We start from the raw sequence: 18561 nt of genomic DNA, 5'->3' as shown, positions 1-18561 counted from the left end.
TCAGTGGATTCATTATAGCACACACTCTGTGCGTTCTGCAAAGGAAATTGGGCTTTCGCACATCATTTTTACATTGTATGTGCTTTTGCACATATCGGGCATATGAACTTATTTTTCTCATTTCAATCTGTTTTCTCCTGCTATTCGATAATTACAGCATTTTTATAACAGTAATCCCTCGTTTTTCGCTGTGTTTTTGTTGTGAAAAACCAACAACACACCCTTTCAAATCTCTCCACCCCTTGCACTTTTTACATTTTTCCATTTTATCGAAACAAATATTGAGATAATTAACCAAATTCATCACTTTCTCGTGCATTTCTCTCTGCACCATTCATTGCCTCACAAATTGACCATTGACTTTTTTCCCCTTTCTCGATACAATAAGCACGCAAACGGCACAGAGCACATAAATGCACACACCAAAAGAGAAAGGATGAAAGACATGACAAAGAAAAATTGGTTTGCAGCTCTGCTGGCAGGTTCGCTCGCACTGACCCTGACCGCGTGCGGCGGCGACGCCAACGAGGCGGCCAACGGCGATTCCGCGGAAACGCCCTACGAGATCAGCATGATCCTCAAGACCAACGCATCCGAGTTCTGGCAGATCATTCAGGCCGGCGCGGAAGCCTATGAGGAAGAGCATCCCGATCTGGTCAAGCTGTCCATCAAAGGCCCTCCGGGAGAGACCTTCTATGAAGAGCAGCTGAACATGATCACCACCGACATTTCCGTAGACTCCTACGACGGTTATCTGATCGCGCCGCTGCAATCCGAAGCCGTGGCCACCGCCATCGCGGGCACGGATAAGCCGGTCGTCGCTTTTGACACCGATATCAACTCGGACAAATGCCTGAGCTTCATCGGCACCGGCAATAAGGAAGCCGCAAAGGAAGGCGCAAAGGCCGCGGTCGAAGCGGCCAAGGCTGCCGGCTGGGACGAAATCAAGTGCATTGAGATCGCCGGCGTACAGGGCGACGCCACCAACACCGCCCGCATGGAAGGCTACCGCGAAGGCATCACCGAAGCCGGCGGCGAGTTCCTGGACGACGAAGTCCAGTACGCCAACGCGACGGCAGACCTCGCTGTTACCTCGATGGAAGCGATCATGAACAAATTCCCCGAGGGCGTCGCGATCATCTGCTCGAACAACGACGACATGGCGTTGGCCGCCGCGCGCACCGCAGCCGACAATCCGGCTTACGCCAACACCATTTTCCTCGGCTTTGACGGTCAGCAGTCCGCCGTGCAGGCCGTTCTCGACGGCGAGCTGACCATGACCGCCGCGCAGAACAACTACGACATCGGCTACAAGGCTGTTGAGACCATGGTGAAGATCCTGCAGGGCGAGGAGTACGACGAAGTCGTCGATACCGGTACCGAGATCATCACCAAGGAAAACGCACAGGATCGTCTGGACCGCTTCGCGGAATGGATGGCCTGAGCGACAAAGTCCTGAATCCCTGATTGTTTATTCTCCTATTCCCCAATTTCCCTATTCAGATACCTCTCACTCTCTTTCATTTCAGAACGCTCCAACGTTCCAAATCAAATCTCAGCACTCTCAACTTTTTGAAACGCTCCAACGTTTTCATTTTACATTCTTCATGATAACCCAATTGCATTCCCCAAAGGAGGACTCTCCATGAAAGTAGGTATTATCGGCGCGGGCCGCATCGGCAAGGTCCATGCCAAGAACATTTCCATGTTTGTGCCGGAGATGGAAATCAAGACCATCGCCGACCCGTTTATGAACGAGCAGACCGAAGCATTTGCCAAGCAGTGCGGCATCCCGAACTGCACCAAGGATGCAAACGACATCCTGAACGATCCCGAAATCGAGGCCGTTCTGATCTGCTCCTCGACCGACACGCACTCCAAGTACATCATCGAAGCTGCGCACGCCGGCAAGCACATCTTCTGTGAAAAGCCGATCGACTACGATCTGGCCAAGGTGCATGCGGCGATCGACGCAGCCAAGCAGGCCGGCGTCAAGCTGCAGATCGGCTTCTGCCGCCGCTTTGACCACAACCATCGCGCGGTTTACGACATGGTGCGCGAAGGCAAGGTCGGCAAGGTCAACATCGTCAAGATCTCTTCCCGCGATCCCGAGCCCCCGTCCATTGACTATGTCAAGGTTTCCGGCGGCATCTTCTACGACATGATGATCCACGACTTCGATATGGCGCGCTTCCTCGCGGGCAGCGAAGTCACCGAGGTCAATGCCATCGGTTCCGTGCTGGTCGATCCCGGCATCGGCGAGGCGGGCGACGTGGACACCGCGCTGGTCACCCTCAAGTTTGCCAACGGCGCCATCGGCGTGATCGACAACAGCCGCAAGGCGGTTTACGGTTACGACCAGCGCGTCGAGGTTTTCGGCTCGGAAGGCTGCGCCGAGGACCAGAACGACACCCCGAACACCGCAGTCCTGTCCACGGCGGACGGCGCAGTGCACGGCACGGCATACAAGGTCATGTGGGACCGCTACACCGGCGCATTCGTGGCCGAGATGCAGGCATTTGCCGATGCAGTCGTAAATGATAAGGAGACTCCGGTTACCGGCGAAGACGGTCTGTATCCGGTTCTGATGGCGACTGCCGCTACCAAGTCCCTGCACGAGGGCCGTCCGGTCAAGATTTCCGAAATTGAATAATGAAACCGCGGGTGGTATGATGGTATTGACAACACCATCACCACCCGCACACCACCCATCAGGAGGACTGATCACAATGGCACTGAGAAAATGCGCGTGCATCGACACGCTGTACACCGAACTGGACTGGCTGGACCGCTTCCAGGCGGCCAAGGACGACGGTTTTGAAGCCGTAGAATTCTGGGACTGGCGCATCCGCGATCTGGATGCAACCCGTGAAGCAGCGGAAAAGGCCGGCATCGCGATTTCGGGTTTCAACGGCGACGCGGACTATTCTCTCGTCGATCCGACCCACAAGCAAAAATACATCGATTATCTGAAGCAGTCGATCGCCGCCGCGAAAAAGGTCGGCGCTGCCAGCGTGACCATTCACTCCAACGCGCTCGGCGAAGGCGGCATCGTGGTGGATCACTATGACAACCTGTCGCACACGGTCAAGCTGTGCTCGATGTACGACATGCTGCTCGACTGCGCCAAGCTCGCGGAGGCCGAGGGCATCAACCTCAACCTCGAGGCGCTCAACATCACGACCGACCACGTCGGCAACTTCCTCGCGACCACCCAGATGGGCGCGGAAATCGTCCGCCTGATCGGCTCGCCGCGGCTCAAGCTACTGTATGATGTATACCACATGCAGATCAACGAAGGCTGCATCTGCGACACGATCACCAAGTACGGCGACACCTTCGGCCACATCCATGTGGCGGACGCGCCCGGCCGTCACGAGCCGGGCACGGGCGAGATCAACTACAAAAAGGTGATCTCCCACCTCGAAGCCTGCGGCTACACCGGCCGCGTCGGCTACGAGCTGTTCCCGCTGACCGACACCAAAACCGCGGTCAAGGCGATCATGGAAAACTGCTGAAAACGAATCAAAAGGCTCCGCTTTTCGCGGAGCCTTTGCTTTCCCCCTGCCCGGCCTGCGCTGCCGGACGGGAAAAGGCCGGGGCGATTGCCCCGGCCTTTTTTATTGCCGTCTTGCTTACTTTGCCAGAATGCCGGACAGAAGCTGAAAGGCCTCTGCGCGGATGATCAGGTTGTTCAGACGGAGCGTGCTGTCTTCGTAGCCGTTCATCTTGCCCTGCGCAACCAGGCCTGCGATCGAGGACTGTGCCCAGGACGGGATGGTGTCGGCATCCGAGAACTTATCCAGCACGGACAGGTCGTCCGACGAGATCTTTGCCGCGCGGGCAATCATGACCGCTACTTCTGCACGGGTTGCGTTATCGCAGCCGTTCATGTAGCCCTTTTCATCGCCCTGCATGATGCCGGCGTTCTTCGCCGCCTGCAGCACGCCTGCCGCCCATGCGGAAGAATTGTCCGCCGGGTCGAGCTTCGCGTCCGCTACCGGCTGGATATCCAGCGCATTGACCAGCAGGGAGGCAACTTCTTCGCGCGTGATGCGGTCTTCCGGCCGCACGCTGCCGTCGCCGTCGCCCTTGATGATGCCCATGTCGATCAACTTCTGGATGGTCTCCGCCGCCCAGTAACCGGACGGAACGTCCCAACCGAGTGTGCCGCTGGGCTGTACCGGATCGACCGGCTTGCCTTCGTCGGCCGTACCGGAGTAATCGTCAAAGTCCGCGGACAGAGCGCGGTAGACATCCGCAGACTGATGGCCTGCGCCGTCGGTGAAGGTGCCCTTCTTCCAATCCGCCCAGGTGTTCCACGAAGTCTCGTTGCCGGCCTTGAGCGTATAGGTGTTCAGCACAGGCAGATAGCTTGCATCCGTGCCCAGATCCGAGGTGAACTTGGTGACGATGCGCATGTAAGCGCCCTCGCCCGCGCCGGTCAGGTCGATCGTGCCGGTGCCGTTTGCCAGCGCATACTGCTTGGAAGCGGAAGCGGTCTTGCCGTCCTGCGAGAACTCAACCGTGGCTTCGATCTTCGCGTCGCCCTCGATCTTCGCGTCATACGCCAGCGATTCGGGCGCGCCGGATACCTTGACCCATTCGGTGGTGTGCGTGCCGGTCTGCACGATGTTGGACGGGTCGAAATCCAGCCAGAGCACCATCTGGTTGCTCTTCGGGCCGGCTGCCGTCGGATTGTCGTGTACGGATGCAACTTCGCTCTCGGTCAGCTTGGTCTGATACAGGCGGGCCTGCGAGATCTCGCCCGCGAGCATGGTGCGGTCAATGCCGCGGCCGCGGTTGGTCAGCAGTGCGCCGGTGTAAGAGAAGCCAATGTAAGTGGAAGCGCCCGGCCAGTTCTTGATCTCGGAATCGAACGCCGGTGCGTCGATATGGCCGGAGTGATACTTGTTCTGGTACGAGTCGCCGCCGGTCGTGCGGTCAAAGCCGCCGACGTACTGCACCCACTCGCCCTTCTTGATGCCCGCGTTGTCGTCCGCGTCATCGTCGTTCCAGAAGAACTCGCCGTTGTCGTTGTCAAAGCCGATGCCGACCGTGACCTTGCCGGTCGCGCGCACCGCCATGCGGTACAGATAGTTGGTGCCCCAGCCGATCGACACACCCTTGGTCATCAGCGGGTTGTGGTCTCGTCCGGTCGGGGTCAGCGTGTCGATGCCGGTGCCCGGGCAGTTCGGGAGCTTGGCCCAAACCATGCCGGTGATGCCGTCGTCGATCGTGAAGTTGCCGTTATCCGGGATCTCCACATAGTCCTTGTCGCCGTCGAGGATGATCGTGCCCTTGCCGTTTTCATCCGTGCCGAGCGTGGGCGCGCCGTGCAGATAGCCGTTGTTGCCCATGCCGGACTTATCCTTGACCATCGGCATGCCCTGGATCGAGCCTTCGATGGACACGGTCTGCACCGCGGAATCGCCGATGCGGACCTTGAAATCGCCGGCCTTTTCAAACTGATAGGTGAACTCGCAGGTCTTAACGCCGCCTGCCTCGATGCTGTACTGCTTGCTCTCGATCGCCTTGTCGTCGATGTAGAGCGTTGCGGTCGCGGTGCCGGCTTCGTTGCCGATGTTGGTCACGTCCGCCTTGATGTGCAGCACGTCGCTGTTGATATCGCTGATCTCACCGTCGCCCATCTTGGTGCGGACGTTGGTGTACGAGAAGGTCGCGGGGCGGAAATTGACCTGCACGGTCTGGGTCTTGCCGCCGACCTTGAGGGTATGCGTGCCGGTCGTGGTCAGCTTGACCGTGCCGCGCAGTTCAATGGACTCGCCCGGATCGATCGTTTTGACGCCGTTGGACTCCACGCGCACCGGCTCGCCCGAGGTGGACACGCCGCTGTCGCTGACCAGCTCGCCGTAGATATACTTCATGGTGCCGTTGTCGTCCACCGGGATGACCGCTGCCGCAAGGCCCTTGCCGTCGTTCTTGACGGTTGCGGAGATCTCAATGTCGCTGTTGCAGGGCACCGGGCCGGACTGGATGGACACATCCGAGTACGACAGCTGCTGCTTGGCAACCGCAGTGACGGTCGTGCCGACGACCTTGCCCTCGGCCATATTGGACGTGGTCAGCACATCGCCCTTGATGGAGTGGGTCATGTAGCTGCCCTTGGCGCTGACCGCACGGGAATCCTGATGGGTCAGGTAGATCGTGCCTGCGCCTACGGTCGGGTCATCGGATACCGCGCGGGCGTAGCTGTGCGTATGGCCCGCGAGCATCATGTCAACGTGGCCCGCTTCCGCAACCGATGCGATATGCATCTTGGTGTACGGGTCGGAGATCGGGTGATGCATGACCAGAATGCGGAATTTCTTATCCTGATTCTTGGCCAGATCGTCCTTCAGCCACTGCACGGACTTTTCGATCTTGTCCGCGGTCGCGGCGTCCATCTTTCCGCCCGAAGTCTCTGCGTTCATCTGGAACAGCGCCCACGGGTTGCTGTCCATCAGATCGAAATGGATGTCGCCGTAATCAAAGGCGATGTTGCCCTCGACCACCGAACCGTATTCCTCGGTCTGGGTGTCGATGACATACATGTCAAAATAATCGCTGAAGTCGTGGTTGCCGCAGGCGTACACAACCGGATAGTTGTGAATGAACTCGCCGCTGTTGAACCAGAACGCATACTGCTCCTTCTGCGTGCCGGTGCCTTCCACCATGTCGCCGCCATGGATGATGAAGGCCGGATCATAATCGGCAACCGCCTTGTCAAAGGTGCTCTTGGTGTCGAACTTGTGCGTATCCGTGATCGAGATATAGCGCACTTCCTCCGGATTTTCCTCCAGCGTGCGGAAGGTGCCCTTGCAGCTCTCGCCGCCTGCCAGCGCTACCTCGTAGTAATACCGCGCGCCCGGCTTCAAATCGGTGAATTTGTAGCGGAAAATGTTGGTCTGCGCGCCGCCATATGACGGTGCGGACGGATCACGCTCCACCGTGATCGGCTCGCCCAGCGCATTGGCGTCCGTGCCCCAACGGATGGTGGTCGCGTCGCCGGTATCCGTCTCCCACACGGCTACCATGCTGGTCGTCTTGGGCGCGAGCAGATATGGCCCGATGACGAATTTGGCGTCCTCCGCTGCGAATGCGGTCGGCAGCATGGCCGCCACCATCACGATGGCCAGCAGCAAACTGAGCAGCCGCTTGGATTGACTGAGTCGTCGCTTCATAATTCTCTCTCCTTTTCCTTGATTTTCTCCGGAAGCCTTGTCTTCCGGGTCAAATGATTTATCAATAATATCTGAAAAGAAAGGGATTTGCAACTCGATTCTTGTGCACTTTTCCGCCGTGCATTTTCAGAAACACGCGGTATTGCACAGGTTGTTCCACTGGAACGCCTAAGGAATGTTGTGCATTACTGCCAGCGCTTTGTGTCGTTTTTGTGTACTTTACAAGAATTTAACATTTCGCCAAAAATTTTTTCTCATCCCACCTTTCGCGCGCATTCACTTGATGACCGCGAGCAGCTCGCCCGCCTTAACCGCGCCGTTTTCCTTGGCCAGCAGCTTGTCCACACGGCCCGCGATGCGCGCCACGACCGAGGTTTCCATCTTCATCGCCTCAATGATGAGCAGCACCTGATTCTGCTCGACCGTATCGCCCTCGTGTACCAGCACACGGGAAACCATGCCCGGCATGGGTGCGCCGACCTGTCCCTTATCCTGCGGGTCAGCCAACTGCACCAGATCCGCGACCGTATGCGCCTGCGGGTCATGGACCGCGACTTCACGGCGCATGCCGTTGAGCTCAAACAGCACGCTGCGCGTCCCGTCCTCGTTCCGGTCGCCCAGGCCGAGATACTTGACCACCAGCGTCTTGCCGTCCTCGATCGTGATCTGGTTGGTTTCGCCGAGCGCCATGCCGTTGAAGAACACATGGCTGCCCATGCGGGTGATATAGCCGTATTCCTTGCGGTGGCGGCAGAATTCCTCGACCACCTTGGGGTATAGGCACCACGACAGCACCGTGCGGTTGTTCGCATGCGGCTGGAACCGCTCGACCGACCGGCGTGCCTCGTCGAAATCCACGGGCGGCAGCAGCGCGCCCGGACGGCAGGTGATCGGTTCTTCGCCCTTGAGCACCAGCTTTTGCAGCTCAGGTGGGAAACCACCCTCCGGCTGGCCCATCATGCCCTTGAAATAAGAGACAACCGAGTCCGGGAAGGTCAGCGCCTCGCCCTTTTCCAGAATATTTTCCGGTGTCAAGCGGTTCTGCACCATGAAAATCGCCAGATCGCCCACCATTTTGGAGGACGGCGTCACCTTGACGATATCGCCCAGCATGAGGTTGACCCGCTTGTACATCTCGCGCACGTCCTCAAACTGGCTGCCGAGGCCGAGCGCCTCAACCTGCGACTGCAAATTCGTGTACTGCCCGCCGGGCATCTCATAGCGATAAATATCGGTCGAGGGCGCCTTGAGCCCGCCGTCAAACGACGCATAACGCAGGCGCACATCCGCCCAATAATCGCTCAGATACTGCAATTTCTCCGAATCCAGACCGGTGTCGCGCTCCTGTCCGTGCAGCGCGGCAACGACAGCGTTCATGGACGGCTGGCTGGTCATGGAGGACAGCGAGTCGATCGCGGTATCCACGATATCCACGCCCGCTTCGGCCGCGAGCAGCAGCGCCGCGACCTGATTGCCCGAGGTATCGTGCGTATGCAGGTGGATGGGCAGGCCGACCTCGTTTTTGAGCGCCGTGACCAGCTTTTTGGCTGCATAAGGCTTCAAAAGACCGGACATATCCTTGATGCACAGGATATGCGCGCCGCGTTTTTCGATCTCCTTGGCGAGGTTGACATAGTAATTCAGCGTATACTTGTCCCGCTTGGGATCGAGAATATCGCCCGTGTAGCAGATGGCCGCCTCGCACAGCTTGCCCTGCTTTAGAACCTCGTCCATCGCGACTTCCATGCCGGGCAGCCAGTTGAGCGAATCAAACACGCGGAACACGTCGATGCCGCTCTGCGCCGCCTCCTTGACGAACGCGCGCACCAGATTGTCCGGATAGTTCGCGTAGCCGACCAGACTCGAGCCGCGCAGCAGCATCTGAAACGGGATGTTGGGGATGCGCTCTCGCAGCAGCTCGAGCCGCTCCCACGGTGACTCGTGCAGGAAGCGGTAAGCCGTGTCAAACGTCGCGCCGCCCCACATTTCGAGCGAGAAGCAGTCGTTCAGGATCTCCGCCGTGCCGCTCGCCGCGCCCAGCATGTCGCGCGTACGCATGCGGGTCGCCAGCAGCGACTGGTGCGCATCGCGCATGGTCGTATCCGTGATCAGCAGGCGCTTCTGCGTCAGCACATAGTCGCGCACGGCTTCCGGGCCCGCCCGGTCGAGCAGCTGCTTGAGCCCTTCGCACCGGGGCGGCGTGCTTTCATACGGCGGAAAACGCGGCGCGTCATACTGCGCGCGTTCAGCCGAGGGGTTAGCCACCTGAATCTCCGCGATGTAGCGCAGCACCTTGGTGGCGCGGTCCTTGCCCTCTTCAAAATCAAACAGCTCGGGCGTTTCGTCGATGAAGCGCGTGTGGCACTGCCCCGCACGGAACACCGGATGCTGCAAAATGTTGGTGATAAACGGGATGTTGGTTTTGACGCCGCGGATGTGCTCCTCACTGATGGCGCGCAGCGCCTTCTGGCACAGGCCGGAGAACGTCTGATCGCGGCAGGTGATCTTGACCAGCAGCGAATCGTAATACGGCGAGATCACCGTGCCTGCATACACGCCGCTGCCGTCCAGCCGCACACCCGTACCGCCCGACGAGCGATAGGACGTGATTTTGCCGATATCGGGCAAAAAGTTGTTTTTCGGGTCCTCGGTCGTGATGCGGCACTGCATGGCATAGCCGCGCGCCTGCACGTCCGACTGCTTGCGGATGCCGATCGCCTCATCGAAAAGCGGATAGCCTTCCGCAATCAGGATCTGCGAGCGCACCAAATCGACGCCGGTCAGTTCCTCGGTGACCGTATGCTCGACCTGAATGCGCGGGTTCATCTCAATGAAATAGTAGTTTCCGGTCTTGTCCACCAAAAACTCGATCGTGCCCGCGGACACATAGCCGACGTGCCGCGCGATCTTGACCGCGTCCTCGTACAGGCAGCGGCGCACCTCATGCGGCACGCTCCACGCGGGCGCGAACTCGATCACCTTCTGATAGCGCCGCTGCAGCGAGCAGTCGCGCTCATACAGGTGCACAATGTTGCCGTACCGATCGCCCAGGATCTGCACTTCGATATGCTTGGGTTCCACCAGATACTTCTCGATGAAAATATCGTCGTTGCCGAATGCCTTGGCCGCTTCGCTCTTGACCAGTGGGAAGTTGATGCGCAGCTCCTCCGCGCTGTCGCAGCGGCGCATGCCGCGTCCGCCGCCCCCGCCCGCGGCCTTGAGCAGCACCGGATAACCAAACTCCTCCGCCAGCGCGGCCGCGTCCTCCACGTCGCGCAGCGGACGGGACGAACCCGGAATCGTGGGCACGCCGCACGCATGCGCGATGGTCTTGGCTGCGAGCTTGTCGCCCATCTGGTCGAGGATTTCGGGCGACGGGCCGATGAACATGATGCCCGCCTGCCGGCAGGCACGGGCGAATTCCGCGTTTTCCGACAGGAAACCGTAGCCCGGGTGGATTGCGTCCACCTGCCGCCGTTTGGCCAGATCGATGATCGCCGGAATATCCAGATACGCCGCCAGCGGACTTTTGTTCTCGCCAATGAGATAGGCTTCGTCCGCACGGGTGCGGTACAGGCTGTAAGTATCCTCCTGCGAATAAATCGCCACCGTGCGCAGGTTGAGGTCATAGCACGCCCGGAAGATACGCAGTGCGATCTCGCCGCGGTTCGCCACCAGTATCTTCCTGAATTTATGGGTTTCCATAGGCAATCATCCTTTCCAAAACGGCAGCTTTGCGCTGCGGCGCTGTCCTATAATTCGATTATACCGTGTTTGTTTGCTTTTTCCAATAGTCGTTAAAGTATACAAAATATATACTATTGTTTAACCATTCTGTATACATCTATCACAAATCCTTTTCACAACAAAACGCGCCGCAGGCTATGCCTCCTGCGGCGCGTTTCGTTAGGATTTTAGGCTTATCTTGTTGTTTGGAGAGGTTTTATCCGCGCAGGTACTCCTGCAGGGTGGCGCGCACGGCGCCCGGGCCGGCAATCAGCTTGCCGAACATGGTTTCGATCTTGTCGGCAAGGCCGTTTGCCACCAGATCGGCTGCAAAGACCGCCTCATTGGACAGGATCGGACGCAGCTTATCGCCGACAGACGCGGGCTTGCCCAGCTCGATGCCCGCCAGCTGCTGCTGGAGGGTTTCGAGCATCGGGTCGGAGGAAACCTCCATCTTTTCGCCCTTGTCGTCCACGCCGAGCAGATAACGCAGCCAGCCCGCAATCGCCAGCGGGATGAACGTCAGGCTCTTAACGTCCAGCTTGTCGGATGCGATATAGCTCTTGATGGTCTCACCGAAGCGGATCGGGATCTTCTGGGAGGTATCGGTCGCGATGCGCTGCGGCGTGTCCGGGATAAACGGATTCGGGAAGCGCTGGCCCACGACTTCCGCGATGAAGTCGGCCGGCTTGATGATGCCCGGGTCGGTCACGACCGGCATGCCTTCGTCATAGCCGATGCGCTCGATCAGGCCCTTGAGCTCGGTGTCCTGCATCTCGGCGGCGATGCTGGTGTAACCCAGCAGGCAGCCGTAAACCGCCAGCGCGGTGTGCAGCGGGTTTAAGCAGGTGGTGACCTTCATTCGCTCGGTCTTGTTGACCGTGTCGCGGTCGGTCATGTAAACGCCTGCCTTCTCAAGCGCCGGGCGGCCGTTCGGGAAGTTATCCTCGACCACCAGATACTGCGGGATCTCCGCGTTGACAAACGGCGCGATAAAGGTGTTGCGGCTGGTGACGATCGGCTCCATATCCTCGATGCCGTCCGCCAGAAGCGCATTTTCCACTTCCTTGGCCGGACGCGGGGTGATCTTGTCGATCATGCTCCACGGGAACGCAACGCGCGTTTCATCCTGCATATAGGCGGCAAAACCGTCGTCCACCAGACCATTATTCTTCCACGCTTCCACGACTTCGAGCACGCTGCCGCGCAGCTTTTCGCCGTTGTGCGAGCAGTTGTCCATGCTGGCCAGCGCGATCGGATACGCGCCCGCTTTATAGCGCTCGTACATCAGCGCCGCAACCATGCTCATCGCATGGCGCGCGCCGGCCGGGCCCGCCTTCATGTCTTCGACGACCACCGGCATCAGCTCGCCCTTGATGTTGCGCAGCGCATAGCCCTTTTCGGTGATCGTGAAGCTGACCATCTGCAAAGAGGGGTTGACGAAAATCTTTCGCAGCTTTGCCATCTCGGCCGCATCCGAGCTGTCCGCGCACACGCTGTCCGCGATGGACGCGACGATCTCGCGCTCGGTCGTGCCGTCTGGCTTGAGACCGACCATCATGGTCAGTTCGTCATGCGGCTTGTAGATCTTCTTGATGATATCGTAGTCAAAGGTGTCGCCCGCGATGATGCCGCAGGTGGCCTCGCCTGCGTTCAGCAGGCGCTGCTGCAGCATCGCCACAAAGCCGCGGAAGATGTTGCCCGCGCCGAAATGCACCCAAACCGGGGTTTCCGCGGTCTGCGCGCGCATGCTCTGCACGTCAAACTGCGGCAGCTTGACGCCAACCGCCTGCCAGCCCGCCTTGTCCTGCAGTGCTTCCAGACAGAGTTTCACAGGGATCATTCCTTTCTGTTCCAACTGTGTGATGTGTTTCGTTTACTTCGCCAGCGCCTTTTCGCATGCCTCAAACAGGCCGTTGAGGTAAGTCGCGCCCAGCGCGCGGTCGTACAGGCCGTAGCCCGGCTTGCCGGTCTCGCCCCAGATCATGCGGCCGTGGTCGGGACGGACATAGCCGTCAAAGCCGGTCTCGACCAGCGCCTTGACGATCTCATACATATCCAAGCTGCCGCAGCTGGACAGATGCGCACGCTCTTCGAACGAGCCATCCTCCATGATCTTGACGTTGCGGATATGCATAAAGCCGATGCGGTTCATAGCGGAATACTTGCGCACCATCTTGGGGATATCGTTGAACTTCGCGCAGCCCAGCGAGCCGGTGCACAGGCACAGCGCGTTGGACGGAGAATCCACGATCGACAGGTAGCGGTCAAGGTTCTTTTCGCAGGTGATGACGCGCGGCAGGCCGAAGATCGGGTACGGGGGGTCGTCCGGATGCAGCGCCATGACAACGCCGCACTCCTCGGCCACCGGAATGACCTTCTTGAGGAAGATCTCAATGTTCTTCCACAGGCCTTCCTCGCCCAACTCGCCGTAGGCGCGGATCAGATCGCGCACCTGATCCTGCGTGTAGCTGGCGTCCCAGCCGGGCAGGTTGATGTCGTCCTTCAAGGGATCGAGGCCCTTCATCTGATCCCAGTACATGACAAGGCTGGTCGAGCCGTCCGGCGCCTTCTTGTCCAGCTGGGTGCGCGTCCAGTCAAAGACCGGCATGAAGTTATAGGTCACGCACTTGACGCCGTACTTCGCGCAGCGGCGGACGTTCTCGCAATACGCTTCGATGTGCGCGTCGCGCTTGTCGGTGCCGAGCTTGATGTCCTCGGACACCGGGATGGATTCGACCACGTCGAACACCAGTCCATGCGCCTCGCACTGTTCCTTCATCTTGGCAAGGCTTTCCTCCGGCCAAACTTCGCCCGGCTTGACATCGTACACGGCCGAAACGATCGAGTGCATGCCCGGGATCTGGGAAATATACTCCAGAGAAACCGGATCGGACTCGCCATACCAACGGAATGACATTTTCATATAGGGGGTTTCCTCCTTATTATCGGTCTAAACCGATATATTTCCATACATTATTGAAGCAGATATCCTCAATCATGCCGCCAAGCAGGTCATAGTCGGCCGGCGCCATGCCGTCGGCCACCCAGCCGCCCACCAGATTGCACAGGATACGGCGGAAATATTCATGGCGGGGATAGGACAGGAACGAACGGGAATCGGTGAGCATGCCGACAAAACGGCTGAGTACACCGATGTTCGCCAGGCTCTTCATCTGAGCGATCATGCCGTCATAGTGATCGTTGAACCACCATGCAGCGCCGAACTGCACCTTGCCCGCCGCAGTTTCATCCTGGAAGCAGCCCGCCGCCGCGGCCAGCTTGTCGTTATCTGCCGCGTTGAGCGGATACAGCACGGTCTTGGGCAGCTTGTCGCGTACGGCCAGCCGGTCGAGCAGCGCCGCGAGCGAAGCCGCGGTGATCGTGTCGCCGATCGAGTCGCCGCCGGCGTCCGCGCCGAACACGCGGTACAGCTTGGTGTTCAGGTTGCGGATCGCGCCCAGATGCAGCTGCATCGCCCAGCCGTGGTCGGCATACTGTTCGCCGACAAAGTCCATCATCAGCGACTGGTAGGCCGCGGTCTCGTGGTCGTCCGGCGTTTCCCCTGCCAGCGCCTTGCGCATGGCTCTTTCCGCCGCTGCCTCATCCCAGACCGTGAAGTCGGGCGAGCCGAACGAATGGTCGGACAGGCGGCAGCCGGCCTCGGCAAAATAGGCGACGCGCTGCGCCAGCGCCTGCTTCAGATCGTCGATCGTGCGGATGTCCATGCCGCAGACCGCGCCCAGCTTGCTGATATAGCCGGCGTATCCCGGATCGACGATGTTCAGCGCCTTTTCCGGGCGGAAAGTCGGCAGCACGCGCACGTCAAACGTGGCGTCCGCCGCCAGCGCCTTGTGCCAGCGCAGATCGTCCGCCGGATCATCGGTCGTGCACAGGGCGCGCACGTTGCTCTCCTGAATGAGAGAACGGGACGAGCCCGCCGGGCTTTGCAGCTTGGCGTTGGCCTTTTCCCAGATGGCGTCCGCGGTCGTCGGGTCGAGCAGGTCGTCGATGCCGAAAAAGCGGATCAGCTCGAGATGCGACCAGTGATAGATCGGGTTGCCGATCAGCCGCGGCATGATCTCGGCGTAGCGGTCGTACTTTTCGCGGCCGGGCGCGTCGCCCGTGACAAAGCGCTCGGGGATCGCATTGGCGCGCATGACGCGCCACTTGTAGTGGTCGCCGCCCAGCCACGCATGCGCCAGATCGTCAAAACGGACATCCTCATAAATCTCCTGCGGATTGAGATGGCAATGATAGTCGAAAATCGGCATTTTCTTGGCATGCTCATGGTAGAGGATGCGCGCCGCTTCGCTTTGCAGCAAAAAGTCGTCGCCAATAAATGTTTTCATCTTCATTTCTCCTTTTCGGATGCGGATGTACCGAAAAAATATCTCGCTGCCTGCGGCAACTTACAGAACGACGTCCTCGAGTTCCGGACGCGCCGCCTTGCCGTCAAACTGCTCGAGCGAGACGTTCTTGCAGTCCTCGCAGCGCACAGCTTCGCCGAAGTCCTCGAGCTGGTCGCCCGCAAAGCGCACGCGACAGTTTCGCAGCGTCACATCGTCCGCGCGGCGCATGTAGAAGCCCGCACTCGGGATGTGCTCGATCGTCTGGCGGATGCCCGGACGCAGGTCGTACAGGCCGCGCTCCCACTTGCTCTTGGCGCGGATGGTGACCTGCACGTTGTCAAACAGCACGTCCTCGATGTGGTTGCCGTCGCGGCCGGAGAGCAGCACGCCGTTTTCGCTGTCACAGGTGATGTTGCGGAAACGGATGCCGGAAATATGGCCGGAAAGCGTATCGTCATCGCGGTTGTGCGTGGTGATCGTGATCGGCTCGGCGCAGCCCCACCAGCTGTCCGCAAAGCGGCGCGTGCCGATGATGATGTTGGAGAACGACACGTTCTTGACGTTGCCGCCGTCGCGGATCTGGATGGACAGACCGCGGTTGGAATCCGAGATGACGCAGTTATCCACCACGACGTTCTCGAAATCGCCCGTGCCCTCGGTGCCAATCTTGATGGCGGCCGAAGTCGAGGTCAGCGTACAGTTTGCGATCACGATATTGCGGCACGGGCCGTATTCCATGTTGCCCGCCGAACTCTTCAGGCAGATGCAGTCGTCCGCGCAGGTGATATGGCAGCCCAGAATGCGCACATTGGAAGAGTGATCGGGGTCGATGCCGTCCGAATTTGCCACATCCAGATCGTTGAGAATGCGGATTTCGGAGATCAGCACATCGTCGCAGCCGGCGGGGTGCAGCGTCCAGAACGGTGCGTTGCGCATGATGACGCCGGTGAACGAAATGTGGTTGCAGTGCTCGACATAGATCAGCGTCGGACGGGGATAAAAGTCACCCGTCACATAATACTGGCTGACCCGGCCGACAAACGCATAGGCGTTGCCGTCGATCGCGCCCGCGCCCGAAATGGCGATATTGTCCGCGTCCTTGGCGTAGATGAACGCATAGGACGGCTTGAGCGTCACCGGCGTGCCGACGCGATCGACGCCGTCGTCCTTCGCGCCGCCGTTCGGGTGGAAATAGGTTTCCAGATCGCTGTGCGCCTTGAGCACGCTGCCGCGCTCGAGATGCAGGTCTACGCCCGGCTTGAGAATGATCGAGCTGGAATAATAGGTGCGTCCGTTTTCCAGCACTACGCGGCCGCCGCCCGCAGCGGAGCAGGCGTCGATCGCGGCCTGGATGGCCGCCGCGTCATTGGTCACACCATCGGCTTTTGCGCCGAAGTCTTTTACATAGTATTGCATGTTTTCCCTCTTTTCAAAACAGATTGGGAAGATGGATTTGCTTGAAACGGCAAATCCGTTTGTACAGCAAAAGAAGCCGCCGCACATGCGGCGGCTTCCCAAGGAGAGAGAACGTCAGCCTTCCTTCAGTCCGGACGTCATAACGCTTGCAATGATCTGTTTCTGGAACAGGGCAAACACAATCAGCATCGGGACCATCGAGATAACGGATGCACACAGCAGCGTGTTCCAGTCGATGGACAGCTCGCCGACCAGGTTGGCAATGGCCAGCTGCATCGTATACTTGGATTCATCACTGATGACCAGCATCGGCCAGACATAGTCGTTCCAACGCCACATAAACGACAGGATCGTCAGCGTGGAGATGACCGGCTTTGCCAGCGGCACCATCATCGTCGCGAAAATACGCACTTCGCCTGCGCCGTCGATACGGGCGGATTCGAGCAGCGAATCCGGCACGCCCATAAAATACTGGCGCATCAGGAAGATGCCCGTCGGCGTTGCAATCGGCGGAATGATCACGCCCCACAGGGTGTTGTACAGGCCGAGCGCGCTGACCACGGTGAACGTCGGGCGCATGATAACTTCGGTGGGGAGCATCATGGTCGTCAGCAGCGCCATGAAGATGAAGTCGCGGCCCTTGAAACGGTATTTTGCAAACGCAAAACCCGCCATGGTGTTGATCAGCAGCGTGATCAGCGTGGAAGCCACGGCAACGATCATGGAGTTGACGAAATAGTGCAGGAAGTTATTCTGCTGCCAGGTGGTCAGGTACGAAGAAAACGAAGGGTTTTTGGGGAACAGCGTGGGCGGGAGAGAGAACAGTTCGTTGCCCGGCTTAAACGAGCACAGAACAATCCACACCGCCGGGAACAGGAACAACAGCGCAACGACCCACATGATGACGTTGCCTGCTACCATTCCTTTGCTTGTCTTTTTGGGTGTCATTCGTTAGACCCTCCCTTCTGGAGTTTGAACTGGAGGATCGCAATGATGACCAGAATGACAAACATGACCATGGATGCTGCGGACGCATAGCCGATATCCGAACGCTCAAAGCCCATCTTGTAGATATACTGGACAATGTTGGTCGTTGCATCGGCCGGACCGCCGCCCGTCAAGGACAGGATCATCGGGTATTCCTTAAAAGAGTTGATCATGCACAGCAGGATGACCATGAAGTTGGTCGGCTTGAGCAGCGGGAACGTAATGCGGCGGAATACCTGCCACGGCTTTGCGCCGTCCAGATAGGCCGCTTCGTAATAGCTGGTCGGGATCGCTTCGATCGCGCCGACAAAGATGATCATAAAGTAGCCTGCCTTGCTCCAGATGGTGGCAATGACAAGCGTTACCATGGCGAGCGTGCTGTCCGTCAGCCACGGCAGGCCGCTGCCCTTGAGCAGCGAGAGCAAATAGTTGACGATACCGCTGTTTTCACCAAAAATCCAGCGCCAGATCAGACCTACGATAACGGTCGAGATCATGGTCGGCCAGAACACCGAGATACGCATGAAATCGCGTCCGCGGATCCAGACACGGGTCAGGCCCATGGCGATGGCCAGCGCGGCGACGAAAACGGTCGGCACGGTCAGAATGACATATAAAAACGTATGCCAAAGGATCTTGTAGAAGGATGCATCGCTGAACAGCTTAGCGTAGTTGGCAAAGCCGATAAATTCCGGCGAACCAAAGCCGTTATATTCCGTCAGCGAATAGTAGAAGCCCAATACGGCGGGAATGATGAAGAACAACACAAAAATGATGCAGTTCGGCAGAATAAACAGGTAACCTGTCCTGCGCTGTTCCGCGCCGAGCTTGGAGGCTTTTTTCATTTTAACGGTTTTTGTGGGCTCCAACAAAATTCACCTGCTTTCCTATGGATA

11 protein-coding genes are annotated in these 18561 nt (G+C 58.8%); 3 read left to right on the top strand and 8 right to left on the bottom strand.

Features of this window, described 5'->3' with window-relative positions; genetic code table 11:
* Positions 1-445: 445 nt before the first annotated feature.
* From EJL02_RS06940 to EJL02_RS06930, 3 genes are all read left to right on the top strand, one after another.
* Positions 446-1444 carry a sugar ABC transporter substrate-binding protein gene (locus tag EJL02_RS06940; RefSeq protein ID WP_125115692.1) on the top strand — a complete coding sequence of 333 codons (999 nt, stop codon included), beginning with the start codon at positions 446-448 and terminating at the stop codon, positions 1442-1444.
* Positions 1445-1645: 201 nt separating this feature from the next.
* On the top strand, positions 1646-2653 hold the full coding sequence (gene iolG / locus EJL02_RS06935) for an inositol 2-dehydrogenase (RefSeq protein WP_125115691.1): 1008 nt from the start codon (positions 1646-1648) through the stop codon (positions 2651-2653).
* 76 nt (positions 2654-2729) lie between these two features.
* The gene (locus EJL02_RS06930; protein WP_125115690.1) at positions 2730-3518 is read left to right on the top strand and encodes a TIM barrel protein; all 789 of its coding nucleotides are present in this window, start codon (positions 2730-2732) and stop codon (positions 3516-3518) included.
* A 117-nt stretch (positions 3519-3635) separates the two neighbouring features.
* Here the strand turns inward: EJL02_RS06930 and EJL02_RS06925 are convergent, their stop codons facing one another.
* The 8 genes from EJL02_RS06925 to EJL02_RS06890 all read right to left on the bottom strand — a co-directional run bounded on the left by EJL02_RS06925 (position 3636) and on the right by EJL02_RS06890 (position 18534).
* Positions 3636-7184 carry an S-layer homology domain-containing protein gene (locus tag EJL02_RS06925; protein ID WP_125115689.1) on the bottom strand — a complete coding sequence of 1183 codons (3549 nt, stop codon included), beginning with the start codon at positions 7182-7184 and terminating at the stop codon, positions 3636-3638.
* A gap of 276 nt (positions 7185-7460) precedes the next feature.
* Positions 7461-10889: a pyruvate carboxylase gene (locus EJL02_RS06920; protein WP_125115688.1), complete on the bottom strand. Its 3429-nt coding sequence runs from the start codon at positions 10887-10889 to the stop codon at positions 7461-7463.
* A gap of 238 nt (positions 10890-11127) precedes the next feature.
* Positions 11128-12753, bottom strand: a complete 1626-nt coding sequence (locus EJL02_RS06915; protein WP_442858005.1) for a mannitol dehydrogenase family protein — start codon at positions 12751-12753, stop codon at positions 11128-11130.
* 33 nt (positions 12754-12786) lie between these two features.
* Positions 12787-13836: a mannonate dehydratase gene (uxuA, locus tag EJL02_RS06910; protein WP_125115686.1), complete on the bottom strand. Its 1050-nt coding sequence runs from the start codon at positions 13834-13836 to the stop codon at positions 12787-12789.
* Between the two features lie 19 nt (positions 13837-13855).
* Positions 13856-15262: a glucuronate isomerase gene (gene uxaC / locus EJL02_RS06905; protein ID WP_125115685.1), complete on the bottom strand. Its 1407-nt coding sequence runs from the start codon at positions 15260-15262 to the stop codon at positions 13856-13858.
* Positions 15263-15322: 60 nt separating this feature from the next.
* A complete protein-coding gene (locus EJL02_RS06900; RefSeq protein WP_125115684.1) occupies positions 15323-16678 on the bottom strand; it encodes a glycosyl hydrolase family 28 protein in 1356 nt (451 codons plus the stop codon).
* Between the two features lie 114 nt (positions 16679-16792).
* Positions 16793-17626 carry a carbohydrate ABC transporter permease gene (locus tag EJL02_RS06895; RefSeq protein WP_125115683.1) on the bottom strand — a complete coding sequence of 278 codons (834 nt, stop codon included), beginning with the start codon at positions 17624-17626 and terminating at the stop codon, positions 16793-16795.
* Positions 17623-18534, bottom strand: a complete 912-nt coding sequence (locus EJL02_RS06890; protein ID WP_206426955.1) for a carbohydrate ABC transporter permease — start codon at positions 18532-18534, stop codon at positions 17623-17625. Before EJL02_RS06890 ends, EJL02_RS06895 begins: the two co-directional genes overlap by 4 nt.
* Positions 18535-18561: the final 27 nt, after the last annotated feature.

Origin of the sequence: Agathobaculum sp. Marseille-P7918, assembly GCF_900625105.1 — a bacterium.
Taxonomy (GTDB): domain Bacteria; phylum Bacillota; class Clostridia; order Oscillospirales; family Butyricicoccaceae; genus Agathobaculum.
The sequence above is the reverse complement of the archived record's forward strand: the minus strand, read 5'-3'. Positions and strand labels throughout refer to the sequence as shown.

Excerpts from the sequence above, each read along its gene's own strand:
- EJL02_RS06940 (WP_125115692.1), top strand. The coding sequence starts at position 446 with ATGACAAAGAAAAATTGGTTTGCAGCTCTGCTGGCAGGTTCGCTCGCA.
- iolG (WP_125115691.1), top strand. The coding sequence starts at position 1,646 with ATGAAAGTAGGTATTATCGGCGCGGGCCGCATCGGCAAGGTCCATGCC.
- EJL02_RS06930 (WP_125115690.1), top strand. The coding sequence starts at position 2,730 with ATGGCACTGAGAAAATGCGCGTGCATCGACACGCTGTACACCGAACTG.
- EJL02_RS06925 (WP_125115689.1), bottom strand. The coding sequence starts at position 7,184 with ATGAAGCGACGACTCAGTCAATCCAAGCGGCTGCTCAGTTTGCTGCTG.
- EJL02_RS06920 (WP_125115688.1), bottom strand. The coding sequence starts at position 10,889 with ATGGAAACCCATAAATTCAGGAAGATACTGGTGGCGAACCGCGGCGAG.
- EJL02_RS06915 (WP_442858005.1), bottom strand. The coding sequence starts at position 12,753 with ATGATCCCTGTGAAACTCTGTCTGGAAGCACTGCAGGACAAGGCGGGC.
- uxuA (WP_125115686.1), bottom strand. The coding sequence starts at position 13,836 with ATGAAAATGTCATTCCGTTGGTATGGCGAGTCCGATCCGGTTTCTCTG.
- uxaC (WP_125115685.1), bottom strand. The coding sequence starts at position 15,262 with ATGAAAACATTTATTGGCGACGACTTTTTGCTGCAAAGCGAAGCGGCG.
- EJL02_RS06900 (WP_125115684.1), bottom strand. The coding sequence starts at position 16,678 with ATGCAATACTATGTAAAAGACTTCGGCGCAAAAGCCGATGGTGTGACC.
- EJL02_RS06895 (WP_125115683.1), bottom strand. The coding sequence starts at position 17,626 with ATGACACCCAAAAAGACAAGCAAAGGAATGGTAGCAGGCAACGTCATC.